The organism is Streptomyces sp. NPDC028368 (assembly GCF_055565615.1).
On the sequence record NZ_JBVHTY010000001.1, the window covers coordinates 671,258 to 687,535 of the forward strand.

The window sequence follows — 16,278 nt, forward strand, 5'->3', positions numbered from 1 at the left end:
GTCCCCCTGCTCCTCAAGAGCGTGGGGGAGGGTGCCGCGGCCCACCGTACAGAACCGGACGATCACCTCCCGGCAACCGGGCGCCGCCGACCGGAGCCGGCGCGATGTCCGTCCGAATACGGACAAACGCCAGGCCAAAGAGTGCAAGGTCACAGCGGGAGCCCCTGCTCCAGCTAACGGTCGTTCGCCTAGCCTGCTGCCATGACCGCCGAGTCCCCCGAACTCCCCCTGGCCGCCGCATTCCCGGACGCGGACCGAGAGCAGTGGCAGCGCCTTGTCGAAGGCGTGCTGCGCAAATCGGGCGTTACAGAAGCCGCCGGTGCCGCCGCCGAGGACGCGCTCGCCACCGGCCTCCAGGACGGGATCCGCATCCGCCCGCTGTACACCGCCGAGGACGGCCAGGCCGCGCCGGGCCACCCCGGGTTCCCTCCCTTTATACGAGGCGGCCGCCCCGAGGGCACCACCGTGAACGGGTGGGACGTACGCCAGCGCCATGCGCACACCGATCCCCGGCGCGCCAATGAATCCGTCCTCGCCGACCTGGAGAACGGCGTCACCTCGCTGTGGCTGGCCGTCGGGGAGGGCGGGGTGCCGGTGGCGGGGCTGCCGCAGGCGCTCGAGGGTGTCTATCTGGATCTGGCCGCCGTGGTGCTGGACCCCGGTGCCGACTTCGCCGCGGCCGCCGAGGAGCTCCTGCGCCTTTACGGCACCGCCGGCGTACCGCTGTCCGAGGCGTCCGGAAACCTGGGCGCCGACCCGCTCGGGCTGCTCGCCCGTACCGGTGACGACGGCGCGCTGCGCGACCGGTTGGCCGCTGCCGTCCGGCTGGCGGAGCGCTGCACCGCCGATGCGCCCAGGCTGCGTGCGCTGGCCGTGGACGCGCTGCCGTACCACGAGGCGGGCGGCTCCACCGCCGAGGAACTGGGCGCCTCGCTGGCCACCGGCGTCGCCTACCTCCGGGAGCTCACCGCCTCGGGGCTGAGCATCGACGACGCCTGCCGGCAGCTGGAGTTCCGCTACGCCGCCACCGCCGACCAGTTCCTGACCATCGCCAAGCTGCGCGCCGCCCGCCGGCTGTGGGCGCGGGTCGCCGAGGTCTGCGGGGCGTCGCCGGACGCGGCCGCGCAACGCCAGCACGCGGTCACCTCCACGGTGATGATGACCCGTCGGGACCCGTGGGTGAACATGCTGCGGACCACGGTCGCCGGGCTGTCCGCGGGCGTGGGCGGTGCGGACGCGGTGACGGTGCTGCCGTTCGATGCGGCGCTGGGTCTGCCCGATGCGTTCGCCCGCCGGATCGCCCGTAACACCCAGTCCGTCCTGCTGGAGGAGTCGCACCTGTCCAAGGTGATCGACCCGGCGGGCGGCTCCTGGTACGTGGAGCGCCTCACCGACGAACTGGCCCAGGCGGCCTGGGCGTTCTTCCAGGAGATCGAGGGCGCGGGCGGCCAGGCCGCGGCGCTGCGCTCCGGGATGCTCGGGGAGCGGCTGGCGCAGACCTGGGAGCGCCGCTCGCGGGAGCTGGCGCACCGCCGCGAACCGATCACCGGTGTCAGCGAGTTCCCGCATCTCGCCGAGCCGCCCGTACAGCGCGAACCGGCCCCCGCTTCGGTGGCCGGCGGCCGGGGGCTGCCCCGGGTGCGCCGGGATGACGCCTACGAGCGGCTTCGGTCCCGCTCCGACGCGCACCTGGCAGCCACCGGGGCGCGCCCGAAGGTCTTCCTGGCGGCGCTGGGGCCGGTCGCGGCACACACCGCGCGGGTGACGTTCGCCGCCAATCTCTTCCAGGCGGGCGGCATCGAGACCGTCCAGGAGCGCGTGGACGCCGATTCGGTGGCCGAGGCGTTCGCCCGCAGCGGTGCGGGGACCGCGTGTCTGTGTTCGAGCGATGCGGTGTACGGCGAGCAGGCGGCGGCCGTGGCGGCCGCGCTGACGTCGGCGGGGGCGCGGCGGGTGCACCTGGCGGGCAAGCCCGGCGAGCGCCGGGAAGAATTCACAGGGGCCGGTGTGGAGGCGTTCGTCTTCGCGGGCTGCGACGCGGTCGAGGTGCTCTCCTCGGCCCTGGATGTCATGGAGGTGGCGTGATGGGAGAGTCGACGCAACAGGCGGGCGCCATCCCGGACTTCAGCACGGTCGAGCTGGGGAACCCGGTCGCGGCGGACGGCCCGGCCGACGCCGGGCGGTGGGCGGAGGCCGTACAGCAGGCCACCGGCAAGGGCATCGCGGATCTGACGTGGGAGACCCCGGAGGGCATCGACGTCAAGCCGCTGTACACCGAGGCGGATCTGGCGGGCCTGGACTTTCTGGGCACGTACCCGGGCATCACGCCGTATCTGCGGGGCCCGTACCCGACCATGTACGTCAACCAGCCCTGGACGATCCGGCAGTACGCCGGCTTCTCCACCGCCGAGGAGTCCAACGCCTTCTACCGGCGTAATCTCGCGGCCGGCCAGAAGGGCCTGTCCGTCGCCTTCGATCTGCCGACCCACCGCGGCTACGACAGTGACCATCCGCGCGTCACCGGTGACGTCGGCATGGCGGGCGTCGCCATCGACTCGATCTACGACATGCGGCAGCTCTTCGAGGGCATCCCGCTGGACAAGATGACCGTGTCGATGACGATGAACGGCGCGGTGCTGCCCGTACTCGCCCTCTACATCGTGGCCGCCGAGGAACAGGGCGTACCGCCCGAGAAGCTGGCCGGGACCATCCAGAACGACATCCTCAAGGAGTTCATGGTCCGCAACACGTACATCTATCCGCCGCAGCCCTCGATGCGGATCATCTCCGACATCTTCGCGTACACCTCGCAGAAGATGCCGCGCTACAACTCCATCTCGATCTCCGGGTACCACATACAGGAGGCGGGTGCGACGGCCGACCTGGAGCTGGCGTACACCCTCGCCGACGGGGTGGAGTATCTGCGCGCGGGCATGGCGGCGGGCATGGACGTGGACGCCTTCGCGCCCCGGCTCTCCTTCTTCTGGGCGATCGGCATGAACTTCTTCATGGAGATCGCCAAGCTGCGCGCGGCCCGGCTGCTGTGGGCGCGCCTCGTCCAGCGCTTCGAGCCCAAGAACCCCAAGTCGCTGTCCCTGCGCACCCATTCGCAGACATCGGGCTGGTCGCTGACCGCACAGGACGTCTTCAACAACGTCACGCGGACCTGCGTGGAGGCGATGGCCGCGACCCAGGGGCACACCCAGTCCCTGCACACCAACGCCCTCGACGAGGCGCTGGCCCTGCCCACCGACTTCTCGGCCCGGATCGCCCGTAACACCCAGCTCTTCCTCCAGCAGGAGTCGGGCACCTGCCGGGTCATCGACCCGTGGGGCGGCAGCGCGTACGTGGAGAAGCTCACCCACGATCTGGCGCGGCGGGCCTGGCAGCACATCGAGGAGGTCGAGGCGGCCGGCGGGATGGCCAAGGCCATCGACGCGGGCATTCCGAAGCTGCGCGTGGAGGAGGCCGCGGCCCGCACGCAGGCGCGGATCGACTCGGGGCGGCAGGCGCTGATCGGCGTCAACAAGTACCGGGTGGAGACCGACGAGGAGATCGAGGTCCTCAAGGTCGACAACTCCTCGGTGCGCGCCCAGCAGATCGAGAAGCTGAAGCGGCTGCGCGCGGAGCGCGACGAGGAGGCCTGCCAGGACGCGCTGCGGGCGCTGACCGCGGCGGCGAAGTCGGGTCCCGGCGAGGGGCTGGAGGGCAATCTGCTGGCGCTGGCCGTGAACGCCGCGCGGGCGATGGCGACCGTCGGTGAGATCTCGGACGCCCTGGAGTCGGTCTACGGACGCCACTCCGGTCAGATCCGTACGATCTCCGGTGTGTACCGAGATGAAGCGGGCCCGTCCTCCGGTGTCGAGCGCACCCGGGATCTGGTGGGCGCATTCGAGCGCGCCGAGGGGCGGCGGCCGCGCATCCTGGTGGCCAAGATGGGCCAGGACGGCCATGACCGCGGCCAGAAGGTGATCGCCACGGCCTTTGCCGACCTGGGCTTCGACGTCGATGTCGGCCCGCTGTTCCAGACCCCGGCCGAGGTGGCCCGCCAGGCGGTGGAGGCGGACGTCCATATCGTCGGGGTGTCGTCCCTGGCCGCCGGTCACCTCACTCTGGTGCCCGCGCTGCGCGAGGCGCTGGCCGCCGAGGACCGGGAGGACATCACGATCGTGGTGGGCGGGGTGATCCCGCCGCAGGACGTACAGCCGCTGCGAGACATGGGCGCGGCCGCGGTCTTCCTGCCCGGCACGGTCATTCCGGACGCCGCCCATGACCTGGTGCGGGACCTGGCGTCGGTCCTCGGCCACGAGCTCTGATCGGGGGGCCATGCCTGCGACGATCGATGTCGAACGGTACGCCGAGGGGGTACGGGCGGGCTCCCGGGCCTGGATCGCCCGCGCCGTCACCCTGGTGGAGTCCACCCGCGCCGACCACCGGGCGGCGGCCCAACGGCTGCTGATCGAGCTGCTGCCGCACTCCGGTTCGGCCCGCCGGGTGGGCATCAGCGGCGTGCCGGGGGTCGGCAAGTCGACCTTCATCGACGCGCTCGGCACCCTGCTGACGGGGAAGGGCCACCGGGTCGCGGTGCTCGCCGTCGACCCGTCCTCCAGCCGTACCGGCGGCTCCATCCTGGGCGACAAGACCCGGATGGAGCGGCTGGCGACGGACCCGGCGGCGTTCGTCCGCCCCTCCCCCACCTCCGGCACGCTGGGCGGGGTGGCGCGGGCGACCCGCGAGTCCATCGTGGTGATGGAGGCGGCGGGCTATGACGTCGTCCTGGTGGAGACGGTCGGCGTCGGCCAGTCCGAGACCACCGTGGCCAATATGGTCGACACCTTTCTGCTGCTGACGCTGGCCCGCACCGGCGACCAGCTCCAGGGCATCAAGAAGGGCGTCCTGGAGCTGGCGGACCTGGTGTCCGTCAACAAGGCGGACGGTCCGCACGAGCGGGACGCCCGCTCGGCGGCCCGCGAACTGGCAGGTGCACTACGGCTGTTGCAGCCATCCGACGCGGCCTGGACGCCACCCGTGCTCACCTGCAGCGCCCGCGAGGGCACCGGCCTGGAGACGGTGTGGGAGCGGATCGAGCAGCACCGCACCCTGCTGGACTCCACCGGCGCCCTGGCCGAGCGACGCCGCGCCCAGCAGGTCGACTGGACGTGGTCGATGGTGCGGGAGCGGCTGATCGACCGCCTCCAGGAGCATCCGGAGGTACGCCGTCTGGGGCCCGCCGTCGAGCACGAGGTGCGCGAGGGGAAGATCACCGCGACGTTGGCGGCCGACCGGCTGCTGGACGCGTTCGGCCTCGCCGACGGCTTCCCCCGCACGCCGAGCGAGAGTCAGGCCGGTTAGGCCGGATACTCACTCCGCCACCTGAGTAGCCAGGCTCATGACGTCCCCCGGCCCGGCCCCGAGTATGTCGGTGACGCATACGCACCGATCGGGTCCGGGGGGATCTCGCATCATGGGCAGACACGCACGACAGTGGTTCCTGCGCGCCGTCAGCGCGGCACTCACCTCGCTGTACCGCCTGTATGGCGTGCGCCCCTTCACCTGGCGGCTGATGGCTCGCAACTACCGTCCCTGGATGGGCCGGTTCGCGCATCTGCATGCCTGGATGACCTGTCAGTTCGCGGCCCTCGACGTGCCCGCGTACGCCGACCATCTCGCCCGCCACGGCTGGCGCTTCCGCTGGTTCCGTACGACCTCCTATCCCCCGACCGACAAGGAGTCGTACGTCAAGGCGTACCCCCAGCACGAACGGTGCTGGAAGGGGAAGCCGGAGATCGCGGGCAGCGTCGTCGACGAGTCCTCCGGCTCCTCCGGTACCCCGTACAACTGGATGCGCGGCCGCCGCGAGCTGAAGACCGTGCACCGCAATGTCGCGGGATACACCTCTCTCGTCTTCCCCTCCAGGAAGCTGTTCGTGATCAACGCGTACTCGATGGGTGCCTGGGCCACCGGCACCAACACCGGGATCGCGATGGCCCGGATCGCCACCGTCAAGAACACCGGCCCCGACCTCGACAAGATCGTCGATACGCTGCGCCACTTCGGCCCGCGCTACGACTATCTCGTCACCGCCTACCCGCCCTTCCTCAAGCATCTGCGCGACCGGCTGGCCGCCGAGGAATGGTTCACCGCCACCCGCAAGGACTACCGGCTGGCGGCGATGGTCGGCGGCGAGGGCATGACGGAGGCGCTGCGCGACTACGTCGGCGACATCTTCGGCAAGGTCCGCTCCGGATACGGCGCCTCGGACCTGACCATCGGCATGGGCGGCGAGACCACCTTCACCGTCTGGCTGCGCCGGCTGATCCGTGCGGACGCCGCGGCGCGGGCCGCCTTCCTCGGCAGCGACGAGCAGCGGCTGCCGATGGTCTTCCAGTACAACCCGCTGGAGACCTATCTGGAGACGGCCGGTGACGGCCGCACCGGCGAGGTGCTGTGCACCATCAACTCCACCGCCGTGATGGCCCCGAAGCTGCGCTACAACATCGGCGACGAGGGAACGCTGACCACGTTCCCGCAGGTCTGGCGGAAGCTGGAGCAACTCGCCGTCTCCCGGCCCGAGTTGCTGGCCCAGGCAAAGGCCGCCGCGGGCCGTGAGCGGATGCGGCTGCCGGTGCTGTTCCTGTACGGACGGGCCGATTCCACCATCTCTTACATGGGGGCCAACATCTATCCACAGGACGTCGAATACGGGCTTTACACGGGAAATCCACTGGCCGAGCTGATCGAGGGGTTCTGCCTGGCACTGGACGCGGGCGGCGATCTGGAGGCGCGGCCGGTGGTGCATGTCCAGCTGCGGCGCGGGGCAACGCTGTCGGCCGTCGAGGCGGACCGGCTGGCGAAGGCCTGCCAGTACGGCGTGCTGCGCCATCTCACCGCCACCAGCCGGGACTTCGCCCAGTCGGTGGAGGAGGACCCCGCCACGGGCGAGATCTCCATAGAGCTGCATGCCTACGGCAGCGGACCGTTCGCCGGGGCCTCGTCCATCAAGAACCGCTATCTGCTCCGCGGCGGCCAGGTGGGGGCCTGACGTGCGCAGCACCGACTTCTCCCGCACGCCCGCCCCGGGTCCGGCAGGCGCCATGTTCGTCGGCGCCACACGGTATTCCGGCCTGCGCGCGATCCTGTCCCTGGGCCCCCGCTGGCTGCGCATGGTCGGCGAGATGAAGCGGATGCGCGGCTATGTCTGGCACAAGGTGTACTGGCGCTTTCCCTACACCCTGGGCACCATCGCCTTCTTCACCGACCGCGACGAGCTGCTGAAATTCGCCCGCGGCAAGGCTCATCACGAGCTGATGTGCTGGCTGACGGACGAGGGCACCAACCGGGCCACCGGTGGCTGGATCCGTATCTATACCGCCGAGGAGTCGGGCTACACCAACGGCATCTGGCGCGCAGAGGACGGCCGCCTCGGCCATATCGACACCTTCACTCCGCTGTCGTACGAGCACGCGACCCGTGCCGTCGGCCATCGCCACCCGGACGCCGGCCCATGACCACCACTGCCCCCCTCGCCCTCACTCCCGTCACGGACCGCCGCTCCCTGCGCGCCTTCTGCGAGCTGCCGCTCCGGCTGCATCCGCCCGGCAGCTACGTCCCGACCCTCGCCGCCACGATCTCCGACTGGCACCGCACCGGCGCCACCGCCCTGCACCTCGCCACCGACACCCGGACGGGCCGCCCGGTCGGCCGGATCTGTCTGCATCGCTCGGAGGCGATGGACCGCCGACTCGGCCGTCGCACCCAGCTGTTCGGGCTGACCGAGTTCACCGATGCGCAGGTCGCGGGGCACCTCTTCGCTCTCGCGCTGCGCTTTGGACGGGAGGCGGGGGCGGCCGGGGTCTTCGGGCCGGTCAGCCTCCTGCCCAACCAGTCCGGCGGGGTGATCACCTCGGGCTTCGAGGAGCGCGGCTTCATCGACTCGGCCTGGAATCCACCGCACTATCCGGCCGCGTACGAACGGCACGGCTTCACCCGCCGCTTCCCCTCCGACACCTGGATCTGCCCGGACCTGGACACCCTCGACCCGGACGGGAGATTCCGCTTCGACGACGCCCGCATCGCCGCCGAGGACCTCCGCATCCACCACGGCTCCCGCCGCCGTCTCGCCGAGCAGCTGCCGCTCCTGCGCACCATGCTCAACGCCTCCTTCGCCCAACTCCCGTACTACACCGAGATTTCCGCCGCCCAACTCGCCGCCCAGACGGACGGCCTGGCCCATCTCCTGGACGAGCGGCTGCTCCTCTACCTCACCAAGGCGGGCCGCCCGATCGCCTTCGTCCTCGCCGTCCCGGACATCTCGGCCTTCGTGATGCGCGTACGGGGACGGCTGACGCTCCCCCGTCAGCTGCAGCTGCTGGCCACCCGCTCCCGCTACCGCAAGGAGGCCGTACTGATCATCAAGGGCACCGTCCCGGACGAACAGGACAACGGCTATCTCACCCTGCTTTCCCGGGAGTTGCACCGCGGCCTGCGCACCGGCGGGTACCGGACCCTGCGCAGCACCTTCGTCGAGCACGCCAATCGCGCGTCGGCCGCCTCCTACCGCCGCGTCGGCGGCCGCCCGCTGCACGGCTACACCTTCTACGAACGGGATCTGTGATGACCCGCCTCGCGCCATGGGTACGCGCCCTGCGCGACCTCGAGGCTCTGTGCCGCCGGGCACCCAGCGCCCACAACACCCAGCCATGGACGCTGGGTTACCGCGCCGACGCGATCGTCATCGGCTGGACCGCCGACCGCGAACTCCCGGCCGGTGACCCGACCCGCCGTGATCTGTATCTGTCCCTGGGCGCATTCGTGGAGACCTGTCTGACCGTGGCGGCCGACGCCGGCCTGTCCCTACGCGCGGAGATCACCGTCGATCCGGCACAACGGACCGCCGCCCGCCTTGTGCCCGCCACGTCGCCCCACCCCACGCCCTTCACCTCCGCCGCGGTCACCCGCCGCGCCTGCGCCCGCGGCCCCCATCTCCCGGGCCGTCTCACCCGGCGCCAACTCGAAACCGTGCAAGGCGCGTTGACCGCGGTCCACACCGTCTCCGAACTCCCCGCCCGCGACCTCGCCGATCTCGCCGTACGCGCCGACCGTCACCTCTTCGCCACCGCCCCCGTCGCCAGGGAACTGCGCAACTGGCTCCGGCTGCACCCTGACCACCCCCGCTATCGCCTCGACGGACTCACCTACGAGGCACTGGAGCTCTCCCGTACGGACGCGGCCGCGCTCGGTGCCGTACTGGCACCCGGTCCCTACGCGGTGCTGCGGCGGCTCGGGCTGGCCAGGCTGCTGGCGCGCTCCCAGCGTGGCCTGTTGCGTTACGACGGCAGCGTGCTGGTCTTCGCCGGGCAGCGGGACCTGAGCGACAGCGATCTCGTCCGCGCCGGCCAGGATCTCGTCCGCGCCTGGTACGCACTCACCGAACTCGGCGTGTCCGTCCACCCGTTGAGTCAGCTGATCGACGATCCCGGCACCGCCGCGTCACTCCAGGCGCTGCTGCCGGGGGACGTGGGCCGGGTGCTGGCCGTCTTCCGGGCCGGCCGCCCGTCGGCCGCCCCCGCCCGTTCGGCCCGGGTCCTGGAAGTGGGCGACGGCCAGATCGCGGAAGCGCGCGGCGGCTGTGGAGAGATAACTGTCCTCGCGCCGGACGAGGCTGAGGGTGCGGGTGCAGCCGGGGGCGTCGAGGCGTAGCCAGGACAGGGCGGCCTGGGTGAGATCGGCGCGGGCGAGGGACGGCATCAGGCCGACGCCGATTCCGGCCTCGACCAGGAAGTGGGTGGCGCCGGGTTCGTCCCCCTCACAGGAGACGACCGGTCTGCGGTCGATGGACGCGAACAGCTCGTCGAGCAGCGTGCGCTGCCAGTGACCTGGCCGGGTGGTGATGAAGGGCTCGTCGACGAGGTCGGTCAGCGCGACCCGGTCCCGGCCTGCCAGGCGATGGCCGGCCGGCACCGCCAGCAGTACCTCCTCGTGCAGCAGTCGCTCCGCGCCGAGCCCCAGCCCGCGCAACGGCTGGGAGGCGAAGCAGAAGTCGACGTCGCGGGCGCCGAGTTGCTGGAGCATCACCTCGGGGGTGGACTGGAAGCAGCGGAGGGTGACTCCCGGGTGGGCGGCGCGGAATCCGGCCAGAAGTTCGGAGAGGGGCAGCAGGGTCTCCGCTGCGACGGCGACGGTTCCCTGGTCGAGGCCGGCGGCGTCGGTGATTTCCCGGCGGGCGTCGTCGAGTTCGTCCAGGGCGCGTTCCACGCGGCGCAGAAGGACGGATCCGTAGCGATTGAGACGGATGGTGCGGCCCTGGCGGTCGAAGAGCGGCACGCCGAACTCGGCCTCCAGGCGGGCGATCGTACGGCTCACCGAGGGCTGGGCCACCCGCAGTTCCTCGGCGGCCCGGCTGATGTGTTCACGGCGTGCGACCGCCCGGAAGTATCGCAAAGACAGCAGATCCACTGGTCGTCAGCCGCGCATCGACACCGTCGCCCAGACGGTCTTGCCCAGCCGGTCCGGCGGGGTCCAGCCCCAGGCATCGCTCAGCAGGTCGACGATGTGCAGTCCCCGTCCGGACTCGGCGAGCTCGTCATGGGTTTGTACGACCGGGGCGGTGGTGCCGGAGTCCGAGACCGCGCACAGCACGGTGGTGTCCTGCCGGGTCAGCGCGAGCCAGGCGGAGCAGACGTCGGCGAGTTCGCCGTCCGCGGTGCCGTAGCGCAGGGCGTTGGTGACCAGTTCCGACACGACCGTCGCGGCGTCCTCGGCAACACCGGCGCACATTTTCCAGCCTTCGAGGGTCGCGCGGGTGAAGCGGCGGGCGTCCGCGACGGTGCGCGCGGAACCGCTGAGAGCGCAGGCGGCGAAGCTGTCGGGGCCGGGCATCCACCAGGTGTCGTCACACGGTTCCTCCCGAAGGGCGTGGTGCACGGTCTCGGCCGGATGTGTGGTCATCACCATCTCCGCGAAGGGCTTTCGGGTCTGGGCGGGGAGTCCTCTGGAGAGCTAATATCCTCGTCAGCCGCCCCCCGCTGCAAGTGCATCTGCAATTACATCGGTAAGGACGGTCGCTCAGGAGCTCGTTCACGCCAACCTGATCGCGAGCTCGGAACGGTAGGAGGCACGGCCTCCAGCAAGGGAGCAGCTGTTATGGAGTCAGTGACCAACGGCATGCCGGCGACTGGCATCGAGGGCGCCCAATGGCGCAAGAGCCGTCGCAGCAATCCCAGTGGCAACTGCGTTGAGCTGGCCGTTCTTTCGGACGGCGGGGTCGCGGTGCGCAACTCCCGGTTCGCGTCGGGCCCGGCGCTGATCTACACCCACGAGGAGATGGCCGCCTTCGTCCAGGGCGCCAAGGACGGCGACTTCGACGATCTCGTCGGCCGCGGCTGACACAACTGGCGCATATGTCGGCCGGATAGTCGCCATGGCTGTACGTCCGCACCGGCCGATGGGACACTGGGCGCTCGCCCGAACACTCAGGGGAGTCACGATGATGGCCGCGAAGCCGAGCAGCCAACCGTCTCTGCGCCGCTATCTGGAACATCCGCGGGGCGGCCCGACCGTCCTGCGGATCGTGCTGGGCACGCAGCTGCGGCGGATGCGTGAGGCGGCGGGCATCACCCGGGAAGCCGCCGGGGACGCCATCCGTGGCTCCCACGCGAAGATCAGCCGCCTGGAGCTCGGCCGGGTGAGCTGCAAGGAGCGGGACGTCGCCGATCTGCTGACGCTCTACGGCGTCACGGACGAGGCGGACCGCACCGACTTCCTCACGCTCGCCCGCCGGACCAGCACTCCGGGCTGGTGGCATCAGTACGGCGATGTGCTGCCCAACTGGTTCGAGACGCATATCGGCCTGGAAGAGGCCGCGTCCGTCATCCGCACATACGAGGTCCAGTTCGTGCCGGGCCTGCTGCAGACGGAGGACTACGCGCGTGCGGTGACCAAGCTCGGCCATCCGCGGGCCGGCGAGGAGGAGATCGAGCGGCGGGTGGCACTGCGCGTGAAGCGCCAGGACCTGCTGACGATTCCGGATGCGCCGCGACTGTGGGCGGTGATCGACGAGGCGTCGCTACGCCGTCCGCTCGGCGGGCCGGAGGTAATGAGGGCGCAGCTGCGGCATCTGCGGTCGTTGGCGGAGCTGCCGAACGTCACGCTGCAGGTCGCGCCGTTCAGCCTCGGCGGTCTGGCGGCCGCCGGCGGTCCGATCACGATCCTGCGGTTCCTGGAGCCGGATCTGCCGGACATCGTCTATCTGGAGCAGCTGACCAGCGCGCTCTATCTCGACAAGCGCGACGACGTCGATCACTATCTCGCCGTCATGGACCGGCTCAGCGCGCAGTCCGAGTCACCGCGGGAGTCGCTGGCGATCCTGGACCGGCTGATCAAACAGGAGAGCTGACGGCCGCGAGGGGCCGGTCCCCGAAGTGGCCGACATGGTACGTGGAGCGGCGGGACCTCAACGGGGGCCCGCCGCTCCACACGTTTCGGGGCGCGCCCTAGACCTTGCGGGCCACTCCCCCGAACTCGATCCATTCCTTGGTGAGTTGCTTGGGGCCGAGGTCCGCGTCCGGATTCCAGGTGGAGACCTCCACCAGACCGGGCTCCTGGATCTCCAGCCCGTCCAGGAATGCCGTCAGCTCATGCGCCTGTCGCACCCGGCCCCACTGTCCATGAGTGCTCTCGTCCATGAACTTGGTGACGAAGTCGCGGGTCGCGGCGTCCTCGCTGACCAGCTGGCACACCACCAGGAAGCTGCCGGGGGCCAGCCGTTCGGCGACGCGCTTGATGAGTCCGGCAGGGTCGTCGGAGTCCGGGATGCAGTGGAGTACCGAGACGAACAGCGCGGCGACCGGCTGCTCGAAGTCGATCAGCCGCTCGACCTCGGCGCTGCTGAAGATGCCTTCGGTGTCCCGCATATCCGCCTGGATGACGGCGGTGTTGACGTTCTCCTCCAGCAGGGCACGGCCGTGTGCCAGCACGATGGGGTCGTTGTCGACGTAGACCACCCGGGACTCCGGGTCGACCTGCTGCGCGACCTGGTGGACGTTGTCCTGGGTCGGCAGGCCTGATCCGTGGTCGATGAACTGGCGGATTCCGTGCTCGCGGGCCAGCCAGCGCACCACCCGCTGCAGAAAACGCCGGTTGTTGATCGCCAGCACCTGGGTGCTCGGTACGACCTTGCTCAGCTCGTCGCAGGCCTCGCGGTCCACGGCGTAGTTGTCCTTGCCGCCGAGGTAGTAGTCGTACATGCGCGCCACGCTCGGGATACTGACATCGACGGCGCTGGACTGCGGTTGCGTTTCTTGGCTCATTCCACACTTTCCCGTCGCTTCGACAGTCACCAGCCATACGGCCATACGGCAGCGACGCGCCGTTCCGTATCGGAGCGACTACGCCGTGCGGCGTCCAACATACCCACCGGACGGCCGTTGTTGCAGGCAACAGACGTGCGAATAGGGGGCGTTCAACCGGCCATGGCGCGGTCGTCGTGGCCGGTCCCAGGCGTCGCTTTCGGGCCGCCTTCTCATTGCGCTCTCATCCCGCGCTTATCGCCCCGTCACTCCGTCTCCCTATCGTCACGGCAGGCCCGTCGCCCCGCCACGTATCCCCGGCCGACGGCCCGGAGGAGAGTGCACCGTGTACCACCTGACCGGCGTGACCAAGTGCTACCGGAACGGCCGGGGCGGGGTGCGGGCGCTGGAGGGCATCGGGCTCTACGTGGAGGACGGCGGCGCACTGGTGGTCCAGGGGGCGGCGGGCGCGGGCAAGTCGACGCTGCTGCGGATCCTGGGCGGGCTGGAGCGGCCCACCCGCGGCAGCGTGGAACTCGACGGCACGGATCTGGCGACGCTGACGGAGTGCCGGCTCGCGCGGATCCGGACGGAGTCCATCGGCATGGTGCCCCGCGGCGGGGGCCTGGCACCCGGCTGCAGCGCGCGGCAGAACGTTGCGAGCGCCCTTCTGCCGCTGCGGCTGCGGCCCGCCGACCGCTGGGAGCTGGCGGGCGAGGCCCTGCGGGAGATCGGCATGGGCGGCCAACCGGACCTACTCGCCGGTGAGTTGGATGACGGGGACCGGCAGCGGGTCGCGCTCGCCCGTGCCCTGGTGAAGCGGCCCACCGTACTGCTCGCCGATCAGCCGACGGCCGGGCTGGACGCGGCGGCCCGTGAGGAGATCACGGAGATGTTCGTACGTCTGTGGGGCGAGCGGCGCCTGACCTGTGTGGTGGCCACAGAGGACGAGGGGCTCGCGGGGCGGGCGCCCCGGCTGGCGACCCTGTCCGAGGGGAAGGTGACCGCGATCGCCCGTCAGCCGTCCGCCGCCACGGGCGGGTAGGCGGTGACCCAGCGGTGGCTCACCTCCCAGGTGCCGCCCCCGACGGTCGCGCCGCGGAGCTTGTGCAGCGTGTCCGGGCCGGTCAGGGCGGGCAGCCGGGAGTCCTGGAGGGAGGCGAAGGCCACCGTACGGGCCGGGTCCCAGTCGGTGCTGTGCCGCAGGCGGCGGGCGAGCTGGGCGAAGCCGAGCGGGGCCGCGGCGATGACCCAGGCGTCCGGCGCCTCGGCGGTCAGCCGGCCGGCCGGGCGCAGCCAGGAGGCCGCGGACTCGGGCCAGTCGACGACGGCGAGGACCGTGCCGCCGCGGGCCCGCCATGCGGCGGTGAAGGCCGCGGCCGCGGCGCGGGAGGCGGTATCGCGGCTGTGGCCGACGGTGACCGACTCGATCCGGGACCTGGGGCGCGTCAACAGGCCGATGAGGGCGTGGAGTTCGGCATCGGTGTGCGGGGCGGGCGGCGGCAGGTCACCGTACCGGTCGAGGGATTCGGCCAGCTCCTCGGCGCCGATGAGCGGCGATGCGGACTCGTCGCCCGACGGGTACCTGCCCATCAGGCGGCGTCGTGGAAGACCAGGCCGAGGGCGTGCCGGCGGCCGGAGCGGACGGTGCTCACGCCGTGCCGCATGGCGCCGGCCGACCAGCCGCGCTTGGTGGCCACGGGGCGGTCGCGGGTGGTGAAGATCAGGCCGTGGCCCTGCTTGAGGACGTTGGTGGTGCCGCGCGACTGGGCCCGCGGGCGCTGTTCGACGAGCAGGAACTCGCCGCCGGTGTAGTCGGTGCCGTGCTCGTCCAGGCCGATGACGACCTGGAGCGGGAAGAGCATGTCGCCGAAGACATCGCGGTGCAGGGCGTTCCAGTCGCCCGTCTCGTAGCGCAGGAGGATCTGCGCGGAGCGGTCCTGACCCGCTTCGTGGCACCTGGCCAGCCACTCCTCCAGGGTGTCCGGCCAGGGCGCGGGGCGGCCGAGCCGGGCGGCCCAGTCCCGGGCGATGGTGAGCAGATACGGGTAGAACGCGGCGCGCAGGGCGGCGACCGGCTCCGGAAGGTCGTGGTGGAAGTAGCGGTACTGGCCGGAGCCGAAGCGGTAGCGGGCCATGTCGATGGTGGTGCGGAACAGCTCCTCCTTCTCGTACAGCGCGGCGATGTCGGCGCACTGTGCGGGGGTCAGGAGCTGCGGGGTGAGCGCGCCGCCGTAGGTGTCCAGCTCGCCGGCCAGAGCGTCCCAGTCGGCCGCGTCGATCTGACGCTTGGCCTGGGCGGTGGCGTTCTTGGTGGTCATGTGGGGTCTCCGGGATGGGGGTGCGGTCAGGCCGCCGGGGTGATGCCTTCGAGCCGCAGAAGCTGCTGCTTGCGCTCCAGTCCGCCGGCGTAGCCGGTGAGCGAGCCGTTGGCGCCGATCACGCGGTGGCAGGGGCGTACGACGAGGAGGGGGTTGCGCCCGATGGCCGTGCCGACGGCGCGCACCGCGGCACGCGAGGCGCCGATCTGCGCGGCGATCTCTCCGTAGCTGAAGGTCTTGCCGTACGGGATGTCGTCCAGGGCGGTCCAGACCCGGCGCTGGAAGTCGGAGCCGGCGGTGACGTACTCGAGGTCGAACCGGGTGCGCTTGCCCGCGAAGTACGCGGTGAGCTGGGCGGTGATCTCCGCGAAGGCCGCCGCGTCCTCGGTCCAGCCGTCCTGGACGGTGGCGCCGCCCTTCTGGCCGGGGAGGGACAGCGAGGCGAGCGCGGTGCCGCCGGTGGCGGTGTCGGACCGCTCGCCGACCAGCAGCAGTTCTCCGAGCGGGCTGTCGATGGTGGTGTAGACCGTCATCGGTCCGTTCCTTTCTGTCGTTCACGTCTGTCGTTCAGGTCGACGCATGACCGCGTCGGTACATCCCATCCTGCGGTGCCACGCGGCGTATCGCTGGCGGTATTCGGACGTCGCATTTCCGCTTGATGCGGCCGCTTC

The 16,278-nt window shown here is 71.0% G+C and carries 15 protein-coding genes; 9 read left to right on the forward strand and 6 right to left on the reverse strand.

Features of this window, described 5'->3' with window-relative positions; genetic code table 11:
- Positions 1–201 precede the first annotated feature (201 nt).
- The 6 genes from ACZ4S3_RS02995 (at position 202) to ACZ4S3_RS03020 (ending at position 8,614) form a co-directional block, all read left to right on the forward strand.
- On the forward strand, positions 202–2,085 hold the full coding sequence (locus ACZ4S3_RS02995; RefSeq protein WP_467924956.1) for a methylmalonyl-CoA mutase family protein: 1,884 nt from the start codon (positions 202–204) through the stop codon (positions 2,083–2,085).
- Positions 2,085–4,316, forward strand: a complete 2,232-nt coding sequence (gene scpA / locus ACZ4S3_RS03000) for a methylmalonyl-CoA mutase (RefSeq protein ID WP_467924958.1) — start codon at positions 2,085–2,087, stop codon at positions 4,314–4,316. The genes ACZ4S3_RS02995 and scpA overlap by 1 nt, the downstream gene beginning before the upstream one ends.
- A 10-nt stretch (positions 4,317–4,326) precedes the next feature.
- Positions 4,327–5,352, forward strand: coding sequence for a methylmalonyl Co-A mutase-associated GTPase MeaB (gene meaB / locus ACZ4S3_RS03005; protein WP_467924961.1), 1,026 nt, complete (start codon positions 4,327–4,329; stop codon positions 5,350–5,352).
- Positions 5,353–5,464: 112 nt separating this feature from the next.
- A complete protein-coding gene (locus tag ACZ4S3_RS03010) occupies positions 5,465–7,042 on the forward strand; it encodes a phenylacetate--CoA ligase family protein (RefSeq protein WP_467924963.1) in 1,578 nt (525 codons plus the stop codon).
- Position 7,043: 1 nt separating this feature from the next.
- Complete coding sequence (locus tag ACZ4S3_RS03015; RefSeq protein WP_467924965.1) at positions 7,044–7,508, forward strand: DUF4188 domain-containing protein; 465 nt, start codon at positions 7,044–7,046, stop codon at positions 7,506–7,508.
- Complete coding sequence (locus ACZ4S3_RS03020; RefSeq protein ID WP_467924967.1) at positions 7,505–8,614, forward strand: hypothetical protein; 1,110 nt, start codon at positions 7,505–7,507, stop codon at positions 8,612–8,614. Before ACZ4S3_RS03015 ends, ACZ4S3_RS03020 begins: the two co-directional genes overlap by 4 nt.
- Before the next feature lie 875 nt (positions 8,615–9,489).
- On the opposite strand, the gene ACZ4S3_RS03025 is transcribed toward ACZ4S3_RS03020, so the two are convergent.
- Both ACZ4S3_RS03025 and ACZ4S3_RS03030 read right to left on the reverse strand, forming a co-directional pair.
- The gene (locus tag ACZ4S3_RS03025; protein ID WP_467924969.1) at positions 9,490–10,455 is read right to left on the reverse strand and encodes a LysR family transcriptional regulator; all 966 of its coding nucleotides are present in this window, start codon (positions 10,453–10,455) and stop codon (positions 9,490–9,492) included.
- 6 nt (positions 10,456–10,461) lie between these two features.
- Complete coding sequence (locus tag ACZ4S3_RS03030) at positions 10,462–10,947, reverse strand: ATP-binding protein (protein ID WP_467924971.1); 486 nt, start codon at positions 10,945–10,947, stop codon at positions 10,462–10,464.
- A gap of 195 nt (positions 10,948–11,142) precedes the next feature.
- Here ACZ4S3_RS03030 and ACZ4S3_RS03035 point away from each other — a divergent pair, with 195 nt between their 5' ends.
- Both ACZ4S3_RS03035 and ACZ4S3_RS03040 read left to right on the forward strand, forming a co-directional pair.
- Positions 11,143–11,385 carry a DUF397 domain-containing protein gene (locus ACZ4S3_RS03035; RefSeq protein WP_467924973.1) on the forward strand — a complete coding sequence of 81 codons (243 nt, stop codon included), beginning with the start codon at positions 11,143–11,145 and terminating at the stop codon, positions 11,383–11,385.
- Positions 11,386–11,485: 100 nt separating this feature from the next.
- A complete protein-coding gene (locus ACZ4S3_RS03040) occupies positions 11,486–12,394 on the forward strand; it encodes a helix-turn-helix domain-containing protein (protein ID WP_467924975.1) in 909 nt (302 codons plus the stop codon).
- A gap of 97 nt (positions 12,395–12,491) precedes the next feature.
- On the opposite strand, the gene ACZ4S3_RS03045 is transcribed toward ACZ4S3_RS03040, so the two are convergent.
- On the reverse strand, positions 12,492–13,307 hold the full coding sequence (locus ACZ4S3_RS03045; RefSeq protein ID WP_467924977.1) for an SAM-dependent methyltransferase: 816 nt from the start codon (positions 13,305–13,307) through the stop codon (positions 12,492–12,494).
- A gap of 325 nt (positions 13,308–13,632) precedes the next feature.
- On the opposite strand from ACZ4S3_RS03045, the gene ACZ4S3_RS03050 reads away from it, so the two are divergent.
- Positions 13,633–14,331: an ABC transporter ATP-binding protein gene (locus ACZ4S3_RS03050; protein ID WP_467924979.1), complete on the forward strand. Its 699-nt coding sequence runs from the start codon at positions 13,633–13,635 to the stop codon at positions 14,329–14,331.
- On the opposite strand, the gene ACZ4S3_RS03055 is transcribed toward ACZ4S3_RS03050, so the two are convergent.
- Genes ACZ4S3_RS03055 through ACZ4S3_RS03065 form a run of 3 tightly spaced genes read right to left on the reverse strand, consistent with a single transcriptional unit; the run spans position 14,304 to position 16,140 of the window.
- Positions 14,304–14,879 carry a hypothetical protein gene (locus tag ACZ4S3_RS03055; protein ID WP_467924981.1) on the reverse strand — a complete coding sequence of 192 codons (576 nt, stop codon included), beginning with the start codon at positions 14,877–14,879 and terminating at the stop codon, positions 14,304–14,306. The two genes, ACZ4S3_RS03050 and ACZ4S3_RS03055, sit on opposite strands and share 28 nt — an antisense overlap.
- Positions 14,879–15,607, reverse strand: a complete 729-nt coding sequence (locus ACZ4S3_RS03060) for a 2OG-Fe(II) oxygenase (RefSeq protein WP_467924983.1) — start codon at positions 15,605–15,607, stop codon at positions 14,879–14,881. The genes ACZ4S3_RS03055 and ACZ4S3_RS03060 overlap by 1 nt, the downstream gene beginning before the upstream one ends.
- A 26-nt stretch (positions 15,608–15,633) precedes the next feature.
- Complete coding sequence (locus tag ACZ4S3_RS03065) at positions 15,634–16,140, reverse strand: methylated-DNA--[protein]-cysteine S-methyltransferase (protein WP_467924985.1); 507 nt, start codon at positions 16,138–16,140, stop codon at positions 15,634–15,636.
- Between the last annotated feature and the right edge of the window lie 138 nt (positions 16,141–16,278).